Origin of the sequence: Burkholderia sp. RF7-non_BP4, assembly GCF_001521935.1 — a bacterium.
GTDB classification, from domain to species: domain Bacteria; phylum Pseudomonadota; class Gammaproteobacteria; order Burkholderiales; family Burkholderiaceae; genus Burkholderia; species Burkholderia diffusa.
This window is the reverse complement of record NZ_LOTA01000001.1, coordinates 130,210-154,150: the sequence shown is the minus strand read 5'-3', so window position 1 is coordinate 154,150 and position 23,941 is coordinate 130,210. Positions and strand designations below refer to the sequence as shown.

Annotated in this window: 27 protein-coding genes; 18 read left to right on the top strand and 9 right to left on the bottom strand. The window is 69.6% G+C overall.

Annotated features, from left to right (window positions below; genetic code table 11):
* Positions 1–37: 37 nt before the first annotated feature.
* Together WS49_RS00630 and WS49_RS00625 are read right to left on the bottom strand one after the other, a co-directional pair.
* Positions 38–448, bottom strand: coding sequence for an Hsp20/alpha crystallin family protein (locus WS49_RS00630; RefSeq protein ID WP_059523518.1), 411 nt, complete (start codon positions 446–448; stop codon positions 38–40).
* Between the two features lie 16 nt (positions 449–464).
* Positions 465–905: an Hsp20/alpha crystallin family protein gene (locus tag WS49_RS00625; RefSeq protein WP_059523516.1), complete on the bottom strand. Its 441-nt coding sequence runs from the start codon at positions 903–905 to the stop codon at positions 465–467.
* A gap of 245 nt (positions 906–1,150) precedes the next feature.
* Here WS49_RS00625 and WS49_RS00620 point away from each other — a divergent pair, with 245 nt between their 5' ends.
* Positions 1,151–2,068: a 3-hydroxyacyl-CoA dehydrogenase NAD-binding domain-containing protein gene (locus WS49_RS00620; protein ID WP_059523514.1), complete on the top strand. Its 918-nt coding sequence runs from the start codon at positions 1,151–1,153 to the stop codon at positions 2,066–2,068.
* A 39-nt stretch (positions 2,069–2,107) separates the two neighbouring features.
* On the opposite strand, the gene WS49_RS00615 is transcribed toward WS49_RS00620, so the two are convergent.
* Together WS49_RS00615 and WS49_RS00610 are read right to left on the bottom strand one after the other, a co-directional pair.
* Positions 2,108–2,386 (bottom strand): DUF4148 domain-containing protein, encoded by a 279-nt coding sequence (locus tag WS49_RS00615; protein ID WP_059523512.1) that lies wholly within the window; start codon positions 2,384–2,386, stop codon positions 2,108–2,110.
* Between the two features lie 176 nt (positions 2,387–2,562).
* Complete coding sequence (locus tag WS49_RS00610; protein ID WP_039322076.1) at positions 2,563–3,411, bottom strand: LysR substrate-binding domain-containing protein; 849 nt, start codon at positions 3,409–3,411, stop codon at positions 2,563–2,565.
* A gap of 333 nt (positions 3,412–3,744) precedes the next feature.
* On the opposite strand from WS49_RS00610, the gene madL reads away from it, so the two are divergent.
* From madL to WS49_RS00555, 11 genes are all read left to right on the top strand, one after another.
* The gene (gene madL / locus WS49_RS00605; protein ID WP_059449382.1) at positions 3,745–4,140 is read left to right on the top strand and encodes a malonate transporter subunit MadL; all 396 of its coding nucleotides are present in this window, start codon (positions 3,745–3,747) and stop codon (positions 4,138–4,140) included.
* A gap of 11 nt (positions 4,141–4,151) precedes the next feature.
* Positions 4,152–4,919 carry a malonate transporter subunit MadM gene (gene madM, locus WS49_RS00600; RefSeq protein WP_059523510.1) on the top strand — a complete coding sequence of 256 codons (768 nt, stop codon included), beginning with the start codon at positions 4,152–4,154 and terminating at the stop codon, positions 4,917–4,919.
* Between the two features lie 154 nt (positions 4,920–5,073).
* Positions 5,074–6,720 carry a malonate decarboxylase subunit alpha gene (gene mdcA, locus WS49_RS00595; RefSeq protein WP_059523508.1) on the top strand — a complete coding sequence of 549 codons (1,647 nt, stop codon included), beginning with the start codon at positions 5,074–5,076 and terminating at the stop codon, positions 6,718–6,720.
* A gap of 10 nt (positions 6,721–6,730) precedes the next feature.
* Entirely contained in the window at positions 6,731–7,045 is a 315-nt protein-coding gene (gene mdcC / locus WS49_RS00590) for a malonate decarboxylase acyl carrier protein (RefSeq protein ID WP_059523506.1), read from the top strand.
* The gene (locus WS49_RS00585) at positions 7,042–7,977 is read left to right on the top strand and encodes a biotin-independent malonate decarboxylase subunit beta (RefSeq protein WP_179949281.1); all 936 of its coding nucleotides are present in this window, start codon (positions 7,042–7,044) and stop codon (positions 7,975–7,977) included. Before mdcC ends, WS49_RS00585 begins: the two co-directional genes overlap by 4 nt.
* Entirely contained in the window at positions 7,964–8,671 is a 708-nt protein-coding gene (gene mdcE, locus WS49_RS00580) for a biotin-independent malonate decarboxylase subunit gamma (RefSeq protein ID WP_059523502.1), read from the top strand. Before WS49_RS00585 ends, mdcE begins: the two co-directional genes overlap by 14 nt.
* On the top strand, positions 8,658–9,326 hold the full coding sequence (gene mdcG / locus WS49_RS00575; RefSeq protein WP_059523837.1) for a malonate decarboxylase holo-[acyl-carrier-protein] synthase: 669 nt from the start codon (positions 8,658–8,660) through the stop codon (positions 9,324–9,326). Before mdcE ends, mdcG begins: the two co-directional genes overlap by 14 nt.
* Positions 9,323–10,189 (top strand): triphosphoribosyl-dephospho-CoA synthase MdcB, encoded by an 867-nt coding sequence (gene mdcB, locus WS49_RS00570; protein WP_059523500.1) that lies wholly within the window; start codon positions 9,323–9,325, stop codon positions 10,187–10,189. The genes mdcG and mdcB overlap by 4 nt, the downstream gene beginning before the upstream one ends.
* The gene (gene mdcH / locus WS49_RS00565) at positions 10,186–11,118 is read left to right on the top strand and encodes a malonate decarboxylase subunit epsilon (protein ID WP_059523498.1); all 933 of its coding nucleotides are present in this window, start codon (positions 10,186–10,188) and stop codon (positions 11,116–11,118) included. The genes mdcB and mdcH overlap by 4 nt, the downstream gene beginning before the upstream one ends.
* Before the next feature lie 150 nt (positions 11,119–11,268).
* Positions 11,269–11,790, top strand: coding sequence for a phospholipase D-like domain-containing protein (locus tag WS49_RS00560; protein ID WP_059523496.1), 522 nt, complete (start codon positions 11,269–11,271; stop codon positions 11,788–11,790).
* 170 nt (positions 11,791–11,960) lie between these two features.
* The gene (locus WS49_RS00555; protein ID WP_059523835.1) at positions 11,961–12,629 is read left to right on the top strand and encodes a phosphoribosyltransferase; all 669 of its coding nucleotides are present in this window, start codon (positions 11,961–11,963) and stop codon (positions 12,627–12,629) included.
* Here the strand turns inward: WS49_RS00555 and phaZ are convergent.
* Positions 12,616–13,839 carry a polyhydroxyalkanoate depolymerase gene (gene phaZ / locus WS49_RS00550; protein ID WP_059523494.1) on the bottom strand — a complete coding sequence of 408 codons (1,224 nt, stop codon included), beginning with the start codon at positions 13,837–13,839 and terminating at the stop codon, positions 12,616–12,618. The two genes, WS49_RS00555 and phaZ, sit on opposite strands and share 14 nt — an antisense overlap.
* A gap of 146 nt (positions 13,840–13,985) precedes the next feature.
* Here phaZ and WS49_RS00545 point away from each other — a divergent pair, with 146 nt between their 5' ends.
* Together WS49_RS00545 and WS49_RS00540 are read left to right on the top strand one after the other, a co-directional pair.
* Positions 13,986–14,615, top strand: coding sequence for a glutathione S-transferase family protein (locus WS49_RS00545; RefSeq protein WP_059523492.1), 630 nt, complete (start codon positions 13,986–13,988; stop codon positions 14,613–14,615).
* Positions 14,616–14,957: 342 nt separating this feature from the next.
* Positions 14,958–15,155: a hypothetical protein gene (locus WS49_RS00540; RefSeq protein WP_044844954.1), complete on the top strand. Its 198-nt coding sequence runs from the start codon at positions 14,958–14,960 to the stop codon at positions 15,153–15,155.
* A 109-nt stretch (positions 15,156–15,264) separates the two neighbouring features.
* Here the strand turns inward: WS49_RS00540 and proP are convergent, their stop codons facing one another.
* Positions 15,265–16,752 (bottom strand): glycine betaine/L-proline transporter ProP, encoded by a 1,488-nt coding sequence (proP, locus tag WS49_RS00535; protein WP_059523491.1) that lies wholly within the window; start codon positions 16,750–16,752, stop codon positions 15,265–15,267.
* A gap of 539 nt (positions 16,753–17,291) precedes the next feature.
* On the opposite strand from proP, the gene WS49_RS00530 reads away from it, so the two are divergent.
* A complete protein-coding gene (locus tag WS49_RS00530; RefSeq protein WP_059523489.1) occupies positions 17,292–17,624 on the top strand; it encodes a YnfA family protein in 333 nt (110 codons plus the stop codon).
* A 34-nt stretch (positions 17,625–17,658) separates the two neighbouring features.
* Here WS49_RS00530 and dnaQ read toward each other — a convergent pair whose 3' ends face one another.
* From dnaQ to WS49_RS00515, 3 genes are read right to left on the bottom strand one after another with little or no spacing between them, the layout of a single operon-like run.
* Positions 17,659–18,393: a DNA polymerase III subunit epsilon gene (gene dnaQ, locus WS49_RS00525; RefSeq protein WP_059523485.1), complete on the bottom strand. Its 735-nt coding sequence runs from the start codon at positions 18,391–18,393 to the stop codon at positions 17,659–17,661.
* A 38-nt stretch (positions 18,394–18,431) separates the two neighbouring features.
* Positions 18,432–18,875, bottom strand: a complete 444-nt coding sequence (rnhA, locus tag WS49_RS00520) for a ribonuclease HI (RefSeq protein ID WP_059523484.1) — start codon at positions 18,873–18,875, stop codon at positions 18,432–18,434.
* Positions 18,872–19,684 carry a class I SAM-dependent methyltransferase gene (locus tag WS49_RS00515; protein WP_059523482.1) on the bottom strand — a complete coding sequence of 271 codons (813 nt, stop codon included), beginning with the start codon at positions 19,682–19,684 and terminating at the stop codon, positions 18,872–18,874. The genes rnhA and WS49_RS00515 overlap by 4 nt, the downstream gene beginning before the upstream one ends.
* An 18-nt stretch (positions 19,685–19,702) precedes the next feature.
* Between WS49_RS00515 and gloB the strand changes: the two genes are divergently transcribed.
* The 3 genes from gloB (at position 19,703) to WS49_RS00500 (ending at position 23,645) form a co-directional block, all read left to right on the top strand.
* A complete protein-coding gene (gloB, locus tag WS49_RS00510; RefSeq protein ID WP_059523480.1) occupies positions 19,703–20,509 on the top strand; it encodes a hydroxyacylglutathione hydrolase in 807 nt (268 codons plus the stop codon).
* Positions 20,510–20,662: 153 nt separating this feature from the next.
* Positions 20,663–22,249, top strand: a complete 1,587-nt coding sequence (locus WS49_RS00505; protein WP_059523478.1) for a transglycosylase SLT domain-containing protein — start codon at positions 20,663–20,665, stop codon at positions 22,247–22,249.
* A gap of 163 nt (positions 22,250–22,412) precedes the next feature.
* Positions 22,413–23,645, top strand: coding sequence for an MFS transporter (locus tag WS49_RS00500; RefSeq protein WP_059523476.1), 1,233 nt, complete (start codon positions 22,413–22,415; stop codon positions 23,643–23,645).
* The last annotated feature ends 296 nt before the right edge of the window (positions 23,646–23,941 follow it).

Sequence of the window (23,941 nt, the reverse complement as noted above, 5' to 3'; positions counted from 1 at the left end):
TTGTCATGCGCGTCGCGCGATCGGCACGCGGCAGCGCTTACGCGTTGCCGGCCGTCACGTCGATGCGGCGCGGGCGTGTTTCCTCGCGACGCGGAATCGTCAACGTGAGCACGCCGTCGCGCAGGCTCGCATCGATACGCGACGTGTCGAGATCGGGGCTCAGCACGAACGTGCGCGCGTAGCGCGGCGCGCGGACTTCGGCATGCCGCACGCGCAGGTCGGCCGGCGTGTCGATGCGCGTGTCGGCTTCGATCGTCAGCGTGTTGTCGTGCACCTTCACGTCGAGATTCTCGCGCGGCACGCCCGGCAGGTCGGCGCGCAGCGTGACGCGCCGTTGGTCTTCGACGATGTCGACGGCCGGCGCGATCGCGGGCCGGCGTGCGGCCTCGGCGGCGGGCGCGTGGACGGCGCCGGCCTGGCGTTCGGTCAGGGTCTGGCTCATATTCATGTCGTTCTCCTGAAGGTTACTGAACGTTGATCGCACGTGGCTTCGATGCCTCGCGCCGGCCGACGCGAATCAGCAGGCAGCCGTTTTCGTAGCGGGCACTGACGTTGTCCGCGTCCGCGTTCTGCGGCAGCTCGACCACCCGGCGGAACGCGCCGTGAAAGCGCTCCTGCGCATAGGTGCGCACGTCGTCGCCGGCGTCTTGCGGCACGGGCTTGCGCTCGCCGCTGATCGTCAGCAGGTCCTTGTCGATCGAGACGTCGAAATCGGCCGCGGCCATGCCGGGGGCGAACGCGACGATCTCGATCGCGTCGTCGGTCGCGCCGACGTTCAGCGCGGGAAACGCGCTCGGCCGCACCGCGCGGATGCCGGTCGGAAGCTCGCCGAACAGGCTCGCCATCTGCCGCTGCACGCGGGCGAATTCATCGAACAGGTCGTGGCCGTGATGGATACCGCTCATGAAGGTCCTCCGGAACATGAAACGCGAAAGACGCGCCGACGCGACGCCGATGGCGAGTGCGATGCGCGGTTTTCCGCCGAGTCGAAACGGGGGCGGTGCGTGTGACGGGCACCGCCTGGCAACCGGTAATTAGAGGCCGCCGCGGCGGTTTTCAAGAGGGCAAGCGCAACCGGCATCGACGCGTCGTGACGTGAATCGATGCGACAATCGTCGCGCTTTCCACAGACCACGGAGACGGGACGGACATGGACATTCAACGCATCGCGATCGTCGGGGCCGGCGTGATCGGCGCGAGCTGGGCGGCTTTCTATCTGTCGAAGGGCTTCGACGTCGTCGCGACCGATCCCGCACCGCAGGCCGACGCGCGTCTGCGCGACGCGCTCGCCGCATTTCTCGGTGACCGGGCCGCCGAACTTTCCGCGCGGCTGTCGTTCGATGCGGATCTCGTGCGCGCGCTCGACGGCGTCGATTTCGTGCAGGAAAACGGCCCGGAGCGGCTCGACCTGAAGCGCGCGCTGTACCGGCAGATGGACGACGTGCTGCCCGCGCGCGTGCCGATCGCGTCGAGTTCGTCGGGCCTGAAGATGTCCGAGATCCAGACCGCCTGCGACAAGCACCCGGAACGCTGCCTGATCGCGCATCCGTTCAACCCGCCGCACCTGATTCCGCTCGTCGAGCTGGTCGGCGGCGACGCGACCGACCGGAACGTGATCGCGGGCGTGAAGGATTTCTACGACGCGCTCGGCAAGCAGACGATCGTGCTCAACAAGGAAATGACCGGCCACGTCGCGAACCGGCTCGCGGCCGCGCTGTTTCGCGAGGTGTATCACCTCGTCGGCGAAGGCGTGGTGAGCGTCGCCGACGCGGACAAGGCGGTCGCATGGGGGCCGGGCTTGCGGTGGGGGCTGATGGGGCAGTGCCTGACCTATCACCTCGGCGGCGGCGCGGGCGGGATCGCGCACTTCCTCGAACATCTGTCCGGGCCGATCACGACGTGGTGGGACGACCTCGGCACGCCGTCGTTCGATCCGGCCGTCGATCGCAAGCTGAACGACGAGCTGCGCGCGATCCAGGGCGAACGCTCGATGCAGGAACTGGCGGCCGAGCGCGACCGGCTGCTCGTCGAGCTGATCGACGCGCGGCGCCGCAGCTTCCTGCCCTGAGCGCGGGCCCGCGCGGCGTTCCGGTCGTGCCGTGAGCGGCTATTGCTGGACGGCCGTTTGCGGTGCCCGCGGCGTCTGCGCGAGCCACGCGGGCTGCGCGGCCTGCACCAGTTCGCGATTGCGCGCGCGCGTCGCGGCATTCGGCGGATAGTTGCCGTCGTTGGTCGGCAGTTCGCCGTCGAGGTACGCCTGCTTCAGCTGCGCGACGACTTCCGCGCGCGTCAGGCCCTGCGCGGGGGCAGCGGCATCGGTTTGCGCAAAGGCGGGGGACAGCAGCGCGGCTGCGGCGGTCGCGACGGCGAATCGCAAGACGTTCATGGTGTGCTCCGATCAAGGGGACGGGATAGCGGATGCGTGGCACATTGCCGTGCGTTCCGATGGGTCCCATTGTCGCGAGCGGGTGCTGCGCGGACGCTGACGCGTTCCGGGCAAGATTGTCAGTTGCGCGCTCACGCCGCGGCGGGGCGGCGTCGGCGTCACGGCGAAGGCGATCGCTACAGCTCGGCCGCCGCCGCGATCAGCGTCGCCTCGAGCGCGAGCGTCGAGCGCGATGCGGCCGCCGGCCGGTCGATCACGTATTCGAGTTCGCCGAGTTCGGGGAGCCCCGCGTCGAGCCGTGCGAGCCCGGCCGGAATCACGTAGCCCGCGAACGCGCTGACGCCGAGCCCCGCGCTCGCGGCCGCGCGCAGCACCGCGATGCTGCTGCTCACGACGGCGATCCGGTACGGGCGGCCGACCGCCTCGAGCGACTCGAGCACGCGGCGGCGCGATACGCTCGGCTCCGGATGCATCGCGAGCGGCAGCACGGCCTCGTGGCCGGTGATCCGCGAATCGGGGCCGGTGCACCAGTACAGCGGTTCGCTGCGGATCACGCGGCCGCGCCGGCTGCCCGCGACGCGCTTCGCGAACACCAGATCGTGGCGGCCTTCGTCGAGCGCGTCGAACAGGTCGCCCGACAACCCCGTCGAGATCGCGAGCTCGACTTCCGGATTGCGCTGCACGAAGCTCGCGAGCGCGGCCGTCAGGTGCGCAGACGCGAAATCCTCCGACATCGCGAGCCGCACCTTGCCCGACAGCGGCGGGCCGCACACCGACGTGACGGCCTCGTCCATCAGTTCGAGAATGCGCACCGCGTAGCGGAACAGCGCGTCGCCGTGCTGCGACAGGTGCACGTTGCGCGTGTCGCGCTCGAACAGCGGCCGGTCGAGCAGCTCCTCGAGGCGGCGGATGTGCTGGCTGACGGTCGACTGCGACAGGCTCACGCGCTCGGACGCGGCGGTGAAACTGCCGGACTGGGCGACGGCGACGAAGCTGCGCAGCAGCTCGGGCGGTAATGGACGCATTGCTAAATCCACTGAATCGGTTTCGACAACTTCATAAATGCCCGGATCATGCGGCGCTAGTATCGGATCACGCCCCGGTGCGGCCCATGCAAACGGGGCGCACCGGACGCGTTGCCCGTGTCGTGCCGTCGGCTGCATCGGTCAGTCTAAGCCATCCGGCGTCCGGCCCGAAACCGCATCATCCCATCGACCGCCCGAGAACGCGCTCGCACGACGAGCCGCCGGGCCGCGGCGCACCGCCGCGGGAGACAGACCGTCCGCGCCCGGGATCGGCGTGCGGGCCTGGCTTCCGCACGCGTCAGGCGCCCGTCACGAAGAGACTGGAGACGACTTATGATCATCTACGGAACCGCGCTGCTGGCGTTCTGCCATCTGGCCGGACTGTTCCTCGGCGACCTGCTGGGCGCCGCGATCGGCGTGAAGACCAACGTCGGCGGCGTCGGTATCGCGATGCTGCTGCTGATCTGCCTGCGCTTGTGGCTGCACCGGCGCGGCTGGCTGCCGAAGGAAACCGAGGCAGGCGTCGGTTTCTGGGGCGCGATGTACATTCCCGTCGTCGTCGCGATGGCCGCGAACCAGAACGTGGTCGCCGCGCTGAAGGGCGGGCCGGTCGCGCTGCTCGCCGCCATCGGCGCGGTCGCGATCTGCGCATGCTGCATCGCGGTACTCGTGCGCACGGGGCGCGACGACACGGCCTTCGCGGGCGTGCCGCAATTCGAACAACAGTGACGGAGGCCGCCATGCTGCAGATGCTCGAAAAAACCGTCGCCCACAACGGGCTCGTCGCGTCGTTCGCGCTGGTCGGCCTGATCATGTGGCTGTCGTCGATCGCGTCGCGCAAGCTCACCTTCGGCCGCGTGCACGGTTCCGCGATCGCGATCGTGATCGGCCTTGCGCTCGCGTATGTCGGCGGTGCGTTCACCGGGGGCGAGAAGGGAATCGCCGACGTGCCGCTGTTCGCGGGCATCGGGCTGATGGGCGGCGCGATGCTGCGCGATTTCGCGATCGTCGCGACCGCGTTCGAAGTGCAGCCGACCGAGGCGCGCAAGGCCGGTCTCGTCGGCGTCGTGTCGCTGCTGCTCGGCACGGTGCTGCCGTTCATCGTCGGCGCGTGCATCGCGCGCGCGTTCGGCTACACCGATGCGGTCAGCATGACGACCATCGGCGCGGGCGCCGTCACCTACATCGTCGGACCCGTCACCGGCGCCGCGATCGGCGCGAGCTCAGACGTGATCGCGCTCAGCATCGCGACGGGCCTCGTGAAGGCGATCATCGTGATGATCGGCACGCCGGTCGCGGCCGGCTTCATGGGCCTGAAGACGCCGCGCTCCGCGATGATCTTCGGCGGCCTCGCCGGCACCGTGAGCGGCGTGAGCGCGGGCCTTGCCGCGACCGATCGCCGGCTCGTCCCGTATGGCGCGCTGGTCGCGACGTTCCATACCGGCGTCGGCTGCCTGCTCGGGCCGTCGGTGCTGTTCTTCACGACGCGCGCGCTGGTCGGCGCGTGACCGCGCATGGCGCGTCGCATGCGGCCGGCGCGCGCGGTTCCGCGGCGGCCCGCATCCATCGCGGTGTCCTCTGAGTCGGATTCGTCAACATCATCAATCGGCGGCGGCGCCAGGCTTAGAATGCCGCTGAACCATCGAAGCGGGAGAACTGTTCATGACGGGATGGAATCACGCGCGGCAGGCGCGCGATGCACGCCTCGCGGCCGGCGCGGCCTTCGCGCGCGGCAAGCGGGTCGACGCGCGCGACACCGTCGCGTTGCTCGAAGCGGTGCTGCGGCCCGGCGATCGCGTGTGCCTCGAAGGCGACAACCAGAAGCAGGCCGACCTGCTCGCGACGGCGCTCGCCGACGTCGACAGCGCGAAGATCCATGACCTGCACATGGTGCAGTCGGGTGTCGTGCTGCCGGAGCATCTCGACGTGTTCGAGCGCGGGATCGCGACGCGCCTCGACTTCGCGTATTCCGGCCCGCAGTCGCAGCGGATCGCGAAGCTGCTGTTCGGCGGCAAGATCGCGCTCGGCGCGGTGCACACGTATCTCGAGCTATTCGCGCGCTACTTCATCGATCTCACGCCGCAGGTCGCGCTGATCGCGGCGGTCAGCGCGGATGCCGACGGCAATCTGTATACCGGCCCGAACACGGAAGACACGCCGACCGTCGTCGAAGCCACCGCGTTCAAGGACGGCATCGTGATCGCGCAAGTCGACCGCATCGTCGACAAGGTGCCGCGCGTCGACATCCCGGGCGACCGCGTGCATTTCGTCGTCGAGGCCGGCCGGCCGTTCTACGTGGAGCCGTTGTTCACGCGCGACCCGGCCGCGATCACCGAGACCCAGATCCTGACCGCGATGCTCGCGATCAAGGGCATCTACGAACCGTACGGGATCAAGCGCCTGAATCACGGGATCGGCTTCAACACGGCCGCGATCGAGCTGCTGCTGCCGACCTACGGCGCGAAGCTCGGGCTGAAGGGCAAGGTCTGCACGCACTGGGCGCTCAATCCGCACCCGACGCTGATTCCCGCGATCGAATCGGGCTGGGTCGAGCAGATCCACTGCTTCGGCTCCGAAGTCGGGATGGACGACTACATCCGCGCGCGCTCCGACGTGTGGTTCACGGGTCCCGACGGGTCGCTGCGCTCGAACCGAGCGTTCTGTCAGACCGCCGGCCTTTACGCGTGCGACATGTTCATCGGCTCGACGCTGCAGATCGACCTGTCCGGCCATTCGTCGACGGTCACCGCCGAGCGCATCGCCGGTTTCGGCGGCGCGCCGAACATGGGCAGCGACGCGCGCGGCCGGCGTCACCCGAGCGAGCCGTGGCTGAAGGCCGGCGCGGAAGCCGACCCGGACACGCCGGCGGCGCTCAGGCGCGGCCGCAAGCTGGTCGTGCAGATCGGCGAGACCTTCGGCGACAAGAACGTGCCGATGTTCGTCGAGAAGCTCGATGCGCTGAAGCTCGCCGACAAGCTGCAGCTCGACCTCGCGCCGATCATGGTCTACGGCGACGACGTCACGCACATCGTCACCGAGGAAGGGATCGCGAACCTGCTGATGTGCCGCGACAAGGACGAACGCGAGCACGCGATCCGCGGCGTGGCCGGCTATACGGAAGTCGGTCGCGGCCGCGACCGCAGGATGGTCGAGCGGCTGCGCGAGCGCGGCGTGATCCGCCGCCCGGAGGATCTCGGCATCGATCCGCTCGACGCCGATCGCCGCTGGCTCGCCGCGCGCTCGATCAAGGATCTCGTGCACTGGTCGGGCGGCCTGTATGCGCCGCCGGCCCGGTTCCGCAACTGGTGAGGAAGAGGGCATGGAACAGTTGAACTATCGCTTCACCGCGCGCGGGCGTGCGCGGGGCGAACGGGCCACGGCGCTCGTCGGCGTGGTCGCGTCCGGCAATCTCGAAGTGCTCGTCGAGCGCGTGCTGCCGGGCAACGAATGCGAGATCGACATCCGCACCGCGGCGGTCGGTTTCGGCGCGGTGTGGCAGGCGGTCGTGTCGGACTTCGTCGAACGGCGCGCGCCGGGCGGCCTGAAGCTGTCGATCAACGACGGCGGCGCGCGGCCGGACATGGTGTCGCTGCGGCTCGCGCAGGCCGTGCGCGCGATCGAGGGGGAGGCGTGATGACCGACGCGATCCACGACGCCCCGGCGTTCGTCGCGAACGACGCGAGCTGGTACGAGGCGTCGGCGCGCCAGCGCGTCGACGGGCTGCTCGACGCGGGCAGCTTCACGGAGTTTCTCGGGCCGGGCGAGCGCGTGACGAGCCCGCACCTGCCGCTGTTCGACCTGCCGCAGCAGTTCGACGACGGGATGGTGGTCGGCCACGGCCGGCTCGACGGCAAGGCGGTGTTCGTCGCCGCGCAGGAAGGCCGCTTCATGGGCGGCGCGTTCGGCGAGGTGCACGGCGCGAAGCTCACGGGGCTGCTGCGTGCGGCGCGCGAACGCGGCACGCCGGTGCTGATCCTGTTCGACACCGGCGGCGTGCGGCTGCAGGAAGCGAACGCGGGCGAGCTCGCGATCGCCGAGATCATGCGTGCGCTCGTCGAGGCGCGCGCGGCCGGTGTGCCGGTGATCGGGCTGATCGGCGGGCGGGCGGGCTGCTACGGCGGCGGCGGGCTGCTCGCCGCGTGCTGCTCGGCGCTCGCGGTGTCCGAGCAGGGGCGCATCAGCGTGTCGGGGCCCGAGGTGATCGAGACCAACCGCGGCGTCGAGGAGTTCGACGCGAAGGACCGCGCGCTGATCTGGCGCACGATGGGCGGCAAGCACCGTCGGCTGATCGGCGGCGCGGATCGCTACGTGGCCGATACGCCCGATGCGTTTCGCGCGGCCGCGCTCGACCTGATCGGCCGTGCGCCGGCATTCGACACGGCGATGCTGCGCGCGGAGCAGGCGCGGCTCGAAGCGCGCGTCGCGCGGTTCGGCACGTGCAAGGATGCGCTCGACGTGTGGCGCGCGCTCGGCGCGAGCGAGCCGGAAGCGATTCCCGGCATGTCCGACGACGCATTCGCGAAGCTCGCCGACCAGTTACAGGAGCCGCAGCATGACGCTCGATGAAGTTCTGAACTCGCTGTTTCCCAAGGGCCATTCGATCGGGCGAAACGGCGGCCTGCTGACGGGCCACGCTGAACTGACCGGCACGCGCGTCGACGTGATCGGCGTCGCCGACCGCCTGCCGTTCGGCATCGACGAAGCCCTCACGCTTGCGTCGCACGTGCTCGACACGATCGAGCGCGGCGGCGGCACGCCGCTTCTCGTGCTCGTCGACAGCGACAGCCAGCGGATGAGCAAGCGCGACGAACTGCTCGGCCTGAACGAAGGGCTGTCGCATCTCGCGAAATGCCTGATGCATGCGGAGCTCGCCGGGCACCGGACGATCGGGCTGCTGTACGGCCATACGGCCGCGGGCGCGTTCATCGCGACCGCGCTCGCGACGCGCACGCTGCTCGCGGTGCCGGGCGCCGAGCCCGAGGTGATGGACCTGCCGTCGATGTCGCGCGTGACGAAGCTGCCGATCGACGTGTTGAAGGAGATGGCGCGTTCGACGCCGGTGTTCGCGCCGGGACTCGACAATCTCGTGAAGATGGGCGCTGTCGACGCCGTGCTCGATCCGGCCCGCGCGCTCGACGCGCAGGTCGGCGAATGGCTCGGCAAGCCGGCCGATCACACCGATGGTCGTGCAGCGCGCGGCCGGCCGGTCGCGGCCGACGTCGCGCGGCGCGTCGAGGCACTCGCGCGTGCCGCACGCTGACACGCCGCTGCGCCGCCACACGCTCGTCACGCTGACGGCGGCCGGGTGGGGCGGCGCATGCGCGCGCGATCCCGCGCTGGCGGCCGATCCGCTCGTGCAGGCGTGGGCCGCGCGCGGCTGGCCGTTGATCGTGCGCCGCGCGTCGCCCGACGAGGCCGATGCGCGGCGTGTGCCGCTCGGCTTGCCGCTGCCGCCTTCCGCGGGCAAGCGGCGCATCGCTCTGAACGTCGCCGCCGACGCGGTCGAGTCGGTCGGCCCGCTGCCCACGCTGGCCGACGTGCTGGTCGCCGCGCCCGACGCCTGGCACGCCACGCTGCGCGAGCTGGACGCGCTCGGCACGCGCTGCGGCGTGCGGGGTCGCGTGTTCGGCAGTCTCGCGTGGCAGGCGCTGACGGGCGAGTGCTATCTGAGCGCGTCCTCCGATCTCGACATCGTGTTCCCGCTGCCGGCCGCCGCGTCGCTTGCCGCGCTGCTCGACGGCCTGGCGGCACTCGACGCGCGTGCACCGATGCGCATCGACGGCGAACTGCTGCGCGATGACGGCGCGGGCGTGAACTGGCGCGAATTGCATGCGCGGCTGCCTGAAGTCGCGGTCAAGACGGCGGTGGCGGTCGAATTGATGTCTGCCGACGCATTCACGGGAGGCACGCGATGAGTGCATGGGCCGCCTGCCGCGCGGCGGCGCCGTCCGACGCCGAGCGCATCGCCGAACTCGCCGAGCGCAGCCTCGTGCTCGAAATCGAGACATATCCGAAACCGGGCCTCGTCAGTCACGTCGACACCGGCAGCCATGCGGACATGGACGCCGCGACGTTCGCGCGCAGCGCGGCCGTGCTGCGGCCGTACTTCGCGGAGCTCGCCGACGCCGGCGCGCGCGACGCGGGCATGGCCGTACTGCGCAAGATCGGGCTGCGCGCGGAACACGCGATGCTCGCCGCGACCGGCGGCGTCAACACGCATCGCGGCGCGATCTTCGGGCTCGGGCTGCTGTGCGCGGCCGCCGGCCGCCGCGCGGTGCCCGGCGCGGTGGCACGCACGATGACGCTCGGCGCGCTCGTCGCGCGGCGGTGGGGCGCCGAGATCCTCGGCGGCCCGCGGCTGCCCGACAGCCACGGCGAGCGCGCGAGCCGCCGCTACGGCGTCGGCGGCGCGCGTCGCGAGGCGGCCGACGGGTTCGCGACCGTGTACGGCGTCGGTTTGCCGGCACTGCGCCGCGCGCAGCGCCGCGTGCCGGACGATCCGGAGGCCGCGCGCGTCGACGCATGCTTCGCGCTGATCGCCGCGCTCGACGATACGAATCTGCTGCACCGGGGCGGGCAGGCCGGCCTCGATTTCGCGCGGGCCACGGCGCGCGCATTCGTCGCCCGCGGCGGCATACGCGCTCGCGACTGGCGATTGCGCGCGGCCGCCGCGCACCATGCGTTCGTCGCTCGCCGGCTGAGTCCGGGCGGCGCGGCCGATCTGCTGGCGATGAGCGTGTTCGTCGACGCACTCGAAGCGGCCGGGGTGGGGCGATGACGCTGGCGATCCTGTGTTCGGGGCAAGGCGCGCAGCGGGCGGACATGTTCGAGTTGACCGGTGCCGCGCCACAGGCTGATGCGCTGTTCGAGCATGCGGGCCGGCTCCTTGGCGACGATCCGCGCGACTGGGTGCGGCACGCCGAACCGGACGCGCTGCGCGAGAACCGCGCCGCGCAGATCCTTTGCACGGTGCAGGCGCTCGCGGCGGCCGCGCTGCTCGAAGCGGTGTGGCCGCGCCGGCGCTGCGTCGCCGGGTATAGCGTCGGCGAAGTCGCGTCGTGGAGCGTCGCGGGGATGATCGATCCGCACGACGCGCTGGATCTGGCCGATGCGCGCGCGCGCGCAATGGACGCCGCGAGCGGCGGCGACGAGCGGATGGCGTTCGTGCGCGGGCTGACGCGCGCGCAGCTCGCGCAACTGTGCGACGGCCGCGATGCGGCGATCGCGATCGCCAATCCGGGCGACGCATTCGTGGTGGCCGGACGGCAGGCCGACGTCGCCGCGGTGGCCGACGACGCGGCACGCGACGGTGCGCTGCGCGTCGCGCCCGTGTGCGTGCGGATCGCGTCGCACACGCACCGGCTCGCGGCGGCGGTGCCCGCGTTTCGCGCGTCGCTGGCTGGCGTGAACGTGCGCCGGCCGTTGCCCGGTACGCGGCTGTTTTCGGGGATCGACGGCGCGTCGGTGCTCGATGTCGGCGCAGGGCTCGACAAGCTCGCACGGCAGATCGCGGAGCCGGTCGAGTGGGCGGCCTGCCTGGCCGCATGCGTCGAGGCCGGCGCGACCGCGTTTCTCGAGCTCGGCCCGGGCCGCGCGCTGACCGAGATGGCGGGCGGCGCGTATCCGGCGCTGCCGGCACGCAGCGTCGCGGATTTTCGTTCCGTCGACGGTATCGCGAGCTGGCTCGCACGCGTCGCGGCCGCCTGACGGGCGGCCCGCGAGCGGCCCGGAAACGCTCCGAAATCCCGGCAACATCGATTCCGGAACCGGCCCGCCGGGCGCGCGTTGCGCATCGGGTGTTGCGCCGGCGCAGCAGCGTCGCAGCAGGCGCTTGCCACGCGAATTGGCATCGCTACAATGGCGCCCGCCATGAGACCCGCCGCCTTCCTCCTCGCCGTGCTTTGCTGCGCGGCGACCGCCCACGCCAGCCCGATTCCGTCCGATGCCGCATCGGTCGGCACGTACTTTTCGTATGACAATGCGGCGGCCGACGCGACCGTCGACCTGATCGGTCAGGCGCAGCGCCGCGTGCTGCTGGCCGGCTACGCGTACGTGCCGCCCGCGGTCGCGGCGGCGCTGCGTGACGCGCGTTCGCGCGGCATCGAAGTGCGCGTCGTGCTGGTGCGTTCGTCGCGTGCGGGCAAATACAGCGGCGCGGGCTATCTGAAATCGGCCGGCATCGACGTCGCGATCGATTCGCGGCACGGCGATCCCGCGCCGCGCTTCGTGATCGTCGACGACAGCGTCGCGCTGACGACGCTGTCCGACGGCGCGCCCGCGCACGCGGAAACGGTGAACGTGTTCCAGCGCGCACCGGAACTCGCGCAGTCGTACGCGCAGTCGTTCTGGCGGCTGTACCGGCAGGCCGGCGGGCTCTGAGCGCCTGACGGCGGTCCGCCCGGGCGAACGCCATCCATCCTTTTCCGCCACGATCCGCATGCCGAGCGCCGGTATGACCCCGCTTGCATCGGCGCGTCCGATGAACCATGCTCGTTGAACAGGGGCCGGTGCGGGTGTCGCGCATCCGGCGCAACGGCAGGGAGCCGATCGTGACCGAATGTTTTGTCGATCGCGCCGACGCGGGTCGCCGGCTTGCGCACGCGCTGCAGGATTATGCGGGGCGTCGCGACGTCGTCGTGCTCGCGCTGCCGCGTGGCGGCGTGCCGGTCGCATTCCCGGTCGCGCAGGCGCTGCGCGCGCCGCTCGACGTGCTGGTGGTGCGCAAGCTCGGCATGCCGTCCGATCCGGAATTCGCGATCGGCGCGATCGCGACCGGCGGAGCGATCCACCTGCAGCATTCGGCGATCCGCGCGATGGGCGTGACCGATGCGCAACTGGCCGACGTGATCGCGCGCGAGACGGCCGAACTGCAGCGCCGCGAAGCGCTGTATCGCGGCGCCCGGCCGCCGCTGCCGGTCGACGGCCGTATCGCGATCGTCGTCGACGATGGCGTCGCGACCGGCGCGTCGATGCGCGTCGCGCTGCAGGCGCTGCGCGAGCGCCATCCCGCGCGCATCGTGGCCGCCGTACCCGTCGCACCGGACGGTGCCGGGCGTGCGTTCGACGATCTGGCCGACGCGTTCGTGACGGTGCTGCAGCCGCTGTCGTTCTTCGGGATCAGCCAGTTCTACGCGCGTTTCGACCAGACCGGGGACGACGAGGTGCGTGCGCTCCTCGATGCGGCCCGCGCGCCGGACGACGACGTCACGTCCGTCTGATACGGCGCCGGCGCGATCCCGGGCGACCGGCTTCGGCCTGCGCGAATACGCGCTGCAGCGCCGGATGGACTTCGCTGCGCCAGCGCGCGCCCGTGAACAATCCGTAATGATCGCATTCGTCGACATCGAGGCGCTGGCGCTCGCCGGCCTTGAGGCCGCGGCACATGGCGAGCGCCGCATGCGTCTGGCCGGTGCCCGTGACGGCGTCGCAACCGCCTTCGACCGTCAGCAGCGCGACGCCGCGCAGCGCGGCCGGCTCGACGCGCTGCCCGCCGACGTCCCACGTCCCGTTCGCGAGGCACATTCGCTGAAACACGATATCGACGGTATCCAGGAAATACTCGGCCGGCATGTCGAGCAGCGCCGTGTATTCGCGCAGCGCACGCCGCGCGTCCGCCAGCGCCGTCAGGTCGAAATGCGACGCCGCGCGCGCGTAGTCCTCGATCAGCGTCAGAAAGCGTTGCGGATACAGCAGTGCGATCTCGCCTTGCTGAAGATAGGTCGGGAACACGTGCCGGCCACGGCCGGGGAAGCGCGGCGGCACGATGTCGATCAGGTGGCGGCGACACCACGCGAGCGACCGGGACGCGGCGGTGGTGCCGAGCGTGGTCGGGTTGACGCGCGCGTCGAGCGGCCCGCCGATCAGCGTGACGCTCGCGGGCGGTGCGAGGCCGCGCGCGGCGCGCAGCGCGAGTGCGCCGAGCGCGGGAACGGTGGCCTGGCACACGGCGACGACGTGCAGCGGCCGCGCGTCGCGGGCGAGCGCGTCGACGAAGCCGTCGAGCGTCGCCACGTATTCGTCGAGCCCGAAGCGACCCGCCGCGAGCGGGACGTCGCGCGCATTGACCCAGTCGGTCACGCAGACGTCGCCGTCCGCGAGCAGCGCCTCGACGGTTTCCCGCATCATCACGGCCGCATGTCCGGCGAGCGGCGCGCACAGCAGCACCGTGCGTCGCGTGTCGTCGCGCGCGAAGCGTCGCAGCTGGCAGAACGGCGTGCGCGCGACGATCCGCTCGTCGACCGCCGCGCGCCGAATCTCGAAGCGCGGCGGCCCGGCGGCGGGCCCCAGCAGCGGCTCGAACAGGTCGTCGTAGCACGATGACGCGGCGTGCGCCAGCGTCGCGGCTGGCCACACGTCGAACGCGTGGCACGTCGCCGCGCGCCAGGCGCGCATCCATTCCCGCTGCTGCTCGACGACGGCGTACCACATGGCGAACCTTGGGCGGAGGGGGCGTGAATCTGCATTATGGTCACTCTGGCCGCGCAGCGGGTGTCGGAAACGTGACCGGGCCCTAGGCGTCGACATATGGCGCTGCTACAGTCGTCGATTCCATTCCCTCAAGTGGAGCGTTCGCGATGAAGCTGATCGGCATGCTGGATTCCCCATTCGTGCGCCGTGCCGCCATTTCGGCGAAGCTGCTCGACCTGCCGTTCGAACACGAGTCGATCTCGGTGTTCCGTCAGTTCGACCAGTTCCAGACATTCAACCCGGTCGTGAAGGCGCCGACGCTCGTGACCGACGACGGTGCGACGCTGATCGATTCGTCGCTGATCGTCGACTATCTCGACCATCGCGTCGCGCCCGAGCGGCGTCTGCTGCCCGACGCCGCCGACGCGCGGCTGCGCACGCTCGTGCCGGTCGGATTCGCGCTGGCGGCGGCGGAGAAGACCGTGCAGGTGGTGTACGAGCACGCGCTGCGGCCGGCCGAGAAGCAGCACGCGCCATGGCTCGAGCGGGTGCTGGGCCAGATCGAGGCCGCGTATGACAAGCTCGAGCCGCTCGTCGCGGCCGCGAATGGCTGGCTCGGCGGCGCGCGCCTGCTGCAGTCCGACGTGACCGTCGCTGTCGCGTGGCGCTTCACGCAATTCACGAGCGCCGAGTACCCGGCGCTCGCGCGGATCGATCCGGCCCGTTATCCGGCGCTCGCCGCACATTCGGCGCGGGCGGAAGCGCTGCCGGCGTTTGTCGAGACGCCGCTCGACTGAAGCCCGGCGGCTGTCGCGTCGGCACGGGAGCGTGGGCGGCGGGCGATGCAACCGGCGTGCGATGTCGTCGCGACTCGGGCTGGCATCCGGCACGGATCGACTCGGCCGCCATCGGCCGCGTGGTCACTCGTTTTCGCCTGGTGCGGCGTCCGCAAGACCCCGTCGCGCACCGTCCGCCTTGCGTTCCCGGGCCGTCCGCCGCCGCCCTCTCGGCCCTGTCCGCCAAAGGCGCGGCCGATTGTTATCCGCCGCTGACAAGTGACTTCGCATTCGCGCTGTTTATCCGGTTGCGGCCGATCCCTAGAATCCACTCCATCGAATATGCATTGCCTGATGGAGCCGATGATGAGAGCGCTGATCGAATCGAGTCTGTACCACCCGTCCGTCGTGTTGCCGCTTGCCGCGTTGACGCAGCTGATGGTCGAGCGCGATTTCAATCTCGGCCAGGTCGGACTGATCGTCGCGGCGCGCGGTGCGCAGGCTGCGGTGTCGCGTTCGCGGGCGCTGATCTTCTGCCGCCACTGCGAAGCGCACGCATGATCGCGCATCCAGCCAACAGATGAAAAAAAGCCCGGCCGGCGCAAGCCGGTCGGGCGGATCGGGTTCGATCGAGCCCCGGCTTGTGCCGGGGCTTTTTCTTGGGCGATGCTCAGGCGCGTGCAGTCGACACGACGCCGTAGATTTCCGCGTCGTCGTCGTTCTCGCGCATCTCGCGCACCAGCTGGTGCGCCTCGCGGCGCGTCGCGACGGCCGGCGGCGAGCCCTTGAGCGGCTGGCGTGCGGTTTCGGCAAGCGCGACGACCGACACGATGCCGATCACGGCGGCGCCCATCATGTAGTACGCGGGCATCATCAGGTTGTGGGTCACGTCGACGAGCCATGCCGTGACGAGCGGCGTCGTGCCGCCGAACAGCGACACCGACACGTTGAAGCCGATCGCGAGCGCGCCGTAGCGGATCTCGGTCGGGAACAGCGCCGGCAGTGCCGACGGCATCACGCCGGTAAAGCACGACAGCAGCACGCCGAGAATCAGCAGGCCGCCGAACACCGACGCGGTGGTGCCCGCGTGGATCAGCATCATCGACGGGATCGACAGCACCAGCAGGCCGACGCAGCCGGCCAGCATCACGGGCTTGCGACCGATCTTGTCCGACAGGCGGCCGGCGGCGAGCGTCAGCGGCATCATCAGCACCATCACGATCAGCACCAGCACGAGGCTGTGCGACTCGTCGAAGTGCAGCGTGGACGACATGAAGCTCGGCAGGTACGACAGCACCATGTAGTCGGTCACGTTGAAGATCAGCACGAGGCCGACGCAGAGCAGCAGCGCGCGCCAGTTGCGCATCAGCGTTTCGCGGAAGCGTGCCTTCGGCACGGCCTTGTCCTGCGCTTCGCGCTCTTCGGCCTGGCGCTTGAACGCCGGCGTTTCCTCGAGCTTCATCCGGATGTACAGGCCGATCAGGCCGAGCGGGCCCGCGATCAGGAACGGCACGCGCCAGCCCCACGACAGCAGCGCTTCCTGCGACAGCGACGCGGTGAGCAGCGCGACGACGCCGGCGCCCATCACATAGCCGATCAGCGTGCCGAATTCGAGGAAGCTGCCCATGAAGCCGCGGCGCTTGTCGGTCGAGAACTCGGCGATGAAGGTGGCGGCGCCGCCGTATTCGCCGCCGGTCGAGAAGCCCTGCACGAGGCGGGCGACGAGCAGCAGCACGGGCGCCATGATGCCGATCGACGCATAGCTGGGGATCAGGCCGATCGCGAAGGTGCCGACGGCCATCATGATCATGGTGGCGGCGAGCACGCGCTGGCGGCCGATGCGATCGCCGAGCGGGCCGAACACCATGCCGCCGAGCGGGCGCACGAGGAAGGCGGCGGCGAACGTGCCGAAGGTCGCGAGCAGCTGCGCGGACGGGCTGCTGGACGGGAAGAACACCTTGCCGAGCGTGACGGCGATATAGCTGTAGACACCGAAGTCGAACCATTCCATCGCATTGCCGATGGCCATCGCGCTGACGGCGCGCTTGAGCAGGCTCTGGTCGACGACGGTAATGTCGTCCGCGGCGAGCGGGGCCTCGCCGGACGACGTGGAGGAAGAAGCAGCGGTCGGGCTGACGTGTGTTGCGGTCAAGGTCATGCACTCCTTTGACTGCGCCGGAACGGGCGGGCCGTCCGACACGGTTTGCCGGCGAGCGCGATGTCGCGTGCTGCGCGTCGGGGCAGGCCATTTAAGCGCTTACTGCACATGAGGCGGTAAAGGGCCGTAAGGGACTGCTTCGACGCGGGCCCGATGGGCCGTCACGACGGTGCGCTCATGAAGAATGGGCCGCGTGATGCGAGCGGCAGATGCCGGCGCGGACGTGTCCGGCGATCCGGCAAGCGCCCCGGAGGGGCAACGAAACGAGAAAAGCGGGCCTGTCGGGCGGGCTTTCCTGTGGATGCAATTCCGGTCGAAGCACCGGCCCGCAACGCGCGGACGGACTTCTTTCGAAATTGAGTAGACAGAGATTGAATGTTGAAACAGGCGACATGATAGCACGATGACAGACGATCGCGCAAATTGCCCGGAATCCCAAGTCTGGCGGCGGTTCCGGCGAGGCCGGCTCCGGTATGATCGGCGGCGCGCGGCGGGGTCGCGCGGCCCGCCGGACGGGGGCCGAATCTGCGAGGAACCGGATGACCGAACTGATCAGGATTGCGGCGCTGTTCGCCGTCACTGCACTGGCCGAAATCGTCGGCTGCTACCTGCCGTGGCTCGTGCTGAAGGGCGGCCGGCCCGTATGGCTGCTGGTGCCGGCCGCGCTGTCGCTCGCCTTGTTCGCGTGGCTGCTGACGCTGCATCCGAGCGCGGCGGGGCGCACGTATGCGGCGTACGGCGGCGTGTATATCGCGGTGGCGCTGATCTGGCTGCGGGTGGTCGACGGCATTGCGCTGTCCCGCTGGGACGTGGCGGGCGCGGTGCTCGCGCTCGGCGGGATGGCCATCATCGCGCTGCAGCCGCGCGCGTGAGCGCGGCTGCAGGCGCCGGTCGGGAGGCGCCGCGTCAGGCGGCCTCGGCGGCGTCCGCGTCGGCGGACTTGCGCCACACGCAGGTGCCCTTGACCGACTTGTCGAGTTCGTCGAGCTGGGTCTGGTGGGCGGCGAGTTCGTCGTCGCTCGCCGCGAGAACCGGCAGGTCGAGCGACGCGAGCGACACGCGCTGGCCGTTCGCCGCGCCGCCGTCGGCGCCTGCGTCGTCGAGCATGTCGATCACGAGGCTGTCCTGGCCGCGCGTCATCGCGAGATAGACTTCGGCGAGCAGTTCCGAGTCGAGCAGCGCGCCGTGCAGCGTACGGTGCGCGTTGCTGATGCCGAACCGGTCGCACAGCGCGTCGAGCGAATTGCGCTTGCCGGGGAACATCTGCTTGGCCTGCACGAGCGTGTCGATCACGCCGCCGCAATGCTCGGTGAACGGCGGCAGGTCGAGCCGCGCGAATTCTGCGTCGAGAAACCCGAGGTCGAACGGCGCGTTGTGGATGATCAGCTCGGCGTCCTTCACGAAGTCGCGGATCTGGTCGACGACTTCCGCGAACTTCGGCTTGTCGCTCAGGAATTCGGTCGTGAGGCCGTGCACGGCCAGTGCGCCCGGGTCGCTGTCGCGCTCGGGGTTCACGTAGATGTGCAGGTTGTTGCCGGTGAGCCGCCGGTTCAGCAGCTCGACGCAGCCGATTTCGATCAGGCGGTCGCCCGTGCGGGGATTCAGGCCGGTGGTTTCGGTATCGAGAATGATCTGGCGCATGTCGGATAAATCGGGAAAGACAGTGGGGCGGCCTGCGTTCAGGCCACGAGCGATTCGACGCCGCGATTCGCGAGCGCGTCCGCGCGTTCGTTTTCGGGGTGGCCTGCGTGGCCCTTCACCCAGCGCCACTCGACCTCGTGCTGCGCGACGAGCGCGTCGAGGCGCTTCCACAGGTCGGCGTTCTTCACCGGGGTTTTCGCCGCGGTGACCCAGCCCTTCTTCTTCCAGCCGTGGATCCACTCGCTGATGCCTTTCTGCACGTATTGCGAGTCGGTATGGACGATCACGCGGCACGGCCGCTTCAGCGCCTCGAGCGCGGCGATCACGCCCATCAGCTCCATGCGGTTGTTGGTCGTGTCGGGCTCGCCGCCGAACAGCTCCTTTTCGCGGTCGCCGTAGCGCAACAGTGCACCCCAGCCGCCGGGGCCGGGATTGCCCTTGCAGGCGCCGTCGGTATAGATGTCGATGGTGTCGGTGGTCATGAGTGTTCTTGGTGGGTGGTCGGGGTGGCCGCCGGCGTGAGGCCCGGCGCGAGCACGGGCTTCTTCATCTTGATCGGGCCGACGAGGCGCATGCCGCGCACGCGCTTGACGGCCGTGACCATGTAGACGGCGCCGAAGATCGGCCACCAGCGGTCGCCGGCGGCTTCCATGAAGCCGTAGCGGGCAAGCCATTTGTCGGTGACGAGCGGCGGCCGGTAGCAGCCGAAGCGGCCGCGCTCGAGATCGAAGCCGAGCAGCTTGATCCAGTCCTTGAGCCGGATGAACGCGATCTGGTCGCGCGCGGCCGGCACGAACGGACGGTTCGCCATGCGTCCGAACGATTGCCGCATGCCCCACAGGCTCAGCGAATTGAAGCCGGTGATCACGAGCTGGCCTTCCGGCATCAGCACGCGCTCGGCTTCGCGCAGCAGGCGGTGAGGGTCCGACGTGAATTCGAGCGTATGCGGCATCACGATCAGGTCGACGCTTTGCGACTCGAACGGCAGGTCGAGCAGATCGCTCCACGTCGTGCTGCGACCGGCCGGCGCATGTTCGGGCGCGTGCGCCTCGCGCGCCCACGGATACTGGTAGGGCGCGCTCGCGCCGCTCGCCGGGTCGAGCACGAGGCCGCGATACGGCATGCGGTTCTCGCGCAGCGCATCGAGCTGCGGCAGGCCGAGCTGCAGCGCGTGAAACCCGAAGACGTCGGACACGATCCGGTCGAGCTGCGCCTGCTCCCAGTCCAGCACGTAGCGGCCGGGCGGCGAGTCGGTCCAGGCGGGCCAGTCTATAATTTGACGATCGGACATAACGATGATTGCGCGCCCATGAACGAGCTGGAATACGTGCCGGTTCCGGCATTCGAAGACAACTATATCTGGCTCGTCTCGGACGGCCGCGATGCGATCGCCGTCGATCCGGGTGAAGCCGCGCCCGTACGCCGTGTTCTTGCCGAACGCGGCTGGCGGTTGACCGCTATTTTACTCACGCACCATCACGCCGACCATGTCGGCGGTGTCGCCGCGCTGCGCGATGGCCAACCGGACGATGTACCGCTGGTCGTCTACGGCCCGGCGGCCGAGTCGATCGGCGTGGTCATGCGGCCGCTCGCGGGCGGCGATCGCGTGACGCTCGACGCGCCGGCGCTCACGTTCGACGTGCTCGACGTGCCGGGGCATACGCGCGGTCACATCGCCTATTTCCAGGCGGCCGGGCAGGGCGCCGCGACCCCTCATGTGTTCTGCGGCGACACGCTGTTCTCGTGCGGCTGCGGCCGCCTGTTCGAAGGCACGCCCGCGCAGATGCTCGCGTCGCTCGACGCGCTCGCGGCGCTGCCCGGCGACACCCGCGTGCATTGCGCACACGAATATACGCTGTCGAACATCCGTTTCGCGCTCGCGTGCGAACCGGGCAATGCCGCGCTCGCCGCCTGGCGCGACGACGCGCAGGCGCTGCGCGCGCGCGGCGTGCCGACGCTGCCCACCACGATCGCGCACGAGCGCGCCGTCAACCCGTTCATGCGGTCGGACAGCCCGGCCATCCATGCGACGCTCGAGGCCGAGCTGCACGAAACGGTGCCGGATCGCCTCGCGGCGTTTACGCTGATGCGGGAGTGGAAAAACCGGTTCCGATGACGATTTCCGGAGGGACTCCAAAAGCTCAAGCTGAGTCTGTAAAAATTGCTCCAAATGTAGGATTTGGCTGAGTTTTCGGTGTTTTTATTGACGTGAAGCACGCACTTCCGTAGTATCGCCAGCAATTTCCAGCCGTCGGAAGCCGAGATTTTCATGCGACTTATATTGAGTGCGATGGTGGTCCTGCTGCTCGCCGCTTGTGCGAGCCAGGCTCCTGTCGCCAACAACGCCGCCGATTCGCAGGCGGCGTCCAACTACCTCCGTAAATCAGCCACCGCCAAAGAAACTGTCGACGTCGACAAGCAATCCGTCGGCGACCTGACCAGTGCAGATTCCGATCTCTGGGGCCGCATCCGTCGCGGCTTCCAGATGCCCGATCTGCAAAGCGACCTCGTCGACATGCAGACGACCTGGTACACGCAGCGTCCCGATTACGTGCAGCGCATGACCGAGCGCTCGCAGAAGTACCTGTATCACATCGTCGAGGAGCTCGAGGCGCGCCATATGCCGACCGAGCTCGCGCTGCTGCCGTTCATCGAATCCGCGTTCAACCCGCAGGCGCTGTCGGTCGCGAAGGCGGCCGGCATGTGGCAGTTCATGCCGGGCACGGGCCGCACGTACAACCTGAAGCGCAACATGTGGCAGGACGAGCGCCGCGACGTGCTCGCGTCGACGAGCGCCGCGCTCGACTACCTGTCGCGCCTGCATGACATGTTCGGCGACTGGTATCTGGCGCTGGCCGCGTACAACTGGGGCGAGGGCAATGTGCAGCGTGCGATCGCGCGCAACCAGGCGGCCGGCCTGCCGACCGACTACCAGAGCCTGCGGATGCCGAACGAGACGCGCAACTACGTGCCGAAGCTGCAGGCGGTGAAGAACATCATCGCGAATCCGCAGCAGTTCGGCCTGGCGCTGCCGGAGATCCCGAACCACCCGTATTTCGTGACGGTCACGACGTCGCGCGACATCGACGTGGCGGTGGCCGCGAAGCTCGCGAACCTGTCGCTCGACGAGTTCCGTTCGCTGAACCCGTCGTTCTCGAAGCCGGTGATTCTCGGCGCGACCGAGCCGCAGATCCTGCTGCCGTTCGACAACGCGTCAGCGTTCGAGAAGAACCTGAAGGCCTACAACGGCCAGTTGTCGACGTGGACCACCTATACGGTTAGCGAGCGCGCGCGCCCGGCCGCGATCGCCGAGAAGATCGGTGTCGACGCCGACACGCTGATGTCGGTCAACAAGATTCCCGCCGGCATGCGCCTGAAGCCGGGCTCGACGATCGTCGTGCCGCGCGGCGATGACGACGACGAGGACATCAGCGCGGACGTTGCGGAAAACGGCGTGCTCGCGATGGAGCCCGACGTGCCCGACACGCGCAAGATGCTGATCCGCGTGCGCCGCAAGCAGTCGATGGCGGCGATCGCCGGCCGCTACGGCGTGTCGGTCGGCCAGCTGAAGGCATGGAACCGCACGCATCGCGATCTCGCGATGCCGGGCCAGGCGCTCGTGCTGCACGTGCCGGTCGGCCGCGCGGTGCCGGCCGAGCCGGGTCCGGAGCGGATCGCGACGTCGACCGCCGGCGCGCGTATCGAGCGCGCGAGCCTGTCCGTCGGCGGCAAGTCGCGCGGTGCGAAGCACGGTGCCGCGAAGCCGGCGGCCCGCGCGACGAAGGCTGCTTCCGCGAAGGCGGCGCCGGCCAAGGCCGCGCCGAAGGCCGCTGCAAACAAGGGCAAGAAGAAGTAACGCGGTCGCGGCTGCAGCGCGGCGGTCCGGTCGGATCGTGCGCTTGCGTTATCATCCGATGAAACACGAAGCAACGCCGTCACCGAGGTGACGGCGTTTTCGTTTGTGCGCGGCAGCGGCGGCGCTGCTTCGCGCGGCCGGGATCGGATCACGAGGAGGAGCGATGTCGTCGGTGCAAGTGAGGGTGCTCGCGCTGTTTGCGGTCGGATATTTCGTGTCGTACGTGTTCCGCGGCGTCAATCTCGGCTTCGCGCCGTTCGTCACGCACGAGCTCGGGCTCTCGGCCGCCGATCTCGGGCTGCTCACCAGTCTCTATTTTCTCGGCTTTGCCGGCGCGCAGATTCCGGCCGGCGTGCTGCTCGACCATTTCGGCTCGCGCCGCGTGACGGCCGGGATGCTGCTGTTCGCGGCCGCCGGTGCCGCCGTGTTCGGCGTCGCGCACGACCTTGGCACGATGATGGTCGGCCGGCTGCTGATCGGCGTCGGCGTATCGGTCTGTCTCGGTGCGGCATTCAAGGCGCTCGCGCAGCATTTTCCAGTCGGCCGGCTGCCGCTCGTCAACGGTCTCGTGATGGCCGTCGGCGGCCTGGGCGGCGTCGCGGTCGGCTCGCCGTTGACCTGGCTGCTCGGCGTGACGAGCTGGCGCGTGATCTGCGGCGGCCTCGCGGTGCTGACGATCGTCGTCGCGGCGGCGATCGGCTGCGGCGCGCCGGAAGCCGAGCGGCCACGCCATCAGGGCGGACTCGTCAGCCAGTTCAAGGGCACGTGGCACATCCTCGGCAGCCGTGCATTCTGGAAGATCTCGTCGTTCTCGATCGTCACGCAGGGCGTGTTCTACGCGATGCAGTCGCTGTGGGTCGGTCCGTACCTGCGCGACGTCGCGGGGTTCGATGCGCAGCACGCCGCACGGCTCGTGTCGGTGCTCGGCTTCGCGATGATGGCCGGCTGTGTCGGTTTCGGCGCGGCGGCGCGCGTGCTCGAGCGCCGCGGCGTGTCCGTCCAGGCGTTTTGCGGCGTCGGCATGGTGCTGTTCGTCGTCACGCAAATCGCGATCGTCGCGCGCGTGCCGCTGCCGCCGGCCGTGCTGTGGGCGGCCTACGGCATGTTCGGCGGCGTCGGGATCCTGACCTATGCCGTGCTGGTCGGCCACTTCCCGGCCCAACTGATCGGCCGCGCGAACACGACATTGACGCTCGTGATCTTCGTGCTGATCTTTGCGTTCCAGATCGGTATCGGCGCGGTGCTGTCGCACTGGCCGGCCGTCGACGGCCATTACCCGGCTGCCGCGCACGTCACGGCGTGGAGCGTGCTGCTCGTGCTGCAACTCGCAAGCGCGGTCTGGTACGTATGGCCCGCGCGCAGCGCTGGCAAGCATGTTGATCCGGCGGTACGCTGACGGGTAGGGCGGCTGCGGAAACGGGGCCGCAGCAACGAACGGCGCGCGTGACGCCACGGCATTGCGCGCGCCGCATGCGTGATCGGACGGCCATATCGATTGAAGATAAGGCCATTTTCGGGCTATAATTTGAAAGTTTGTGCTGATCAACCTCGCACCCTAGCGCCTACCTCACTCATCCCGTTCATCCGCCGCACGCCGCCTGTCGGGCGATGCCGCGAAGCCTCGTGCGCCACGCGCCGGGTTCGCGTGCCGACACCTCAGGTCGCGTCCAGCTAGCGACTCCGCGCGCCTAC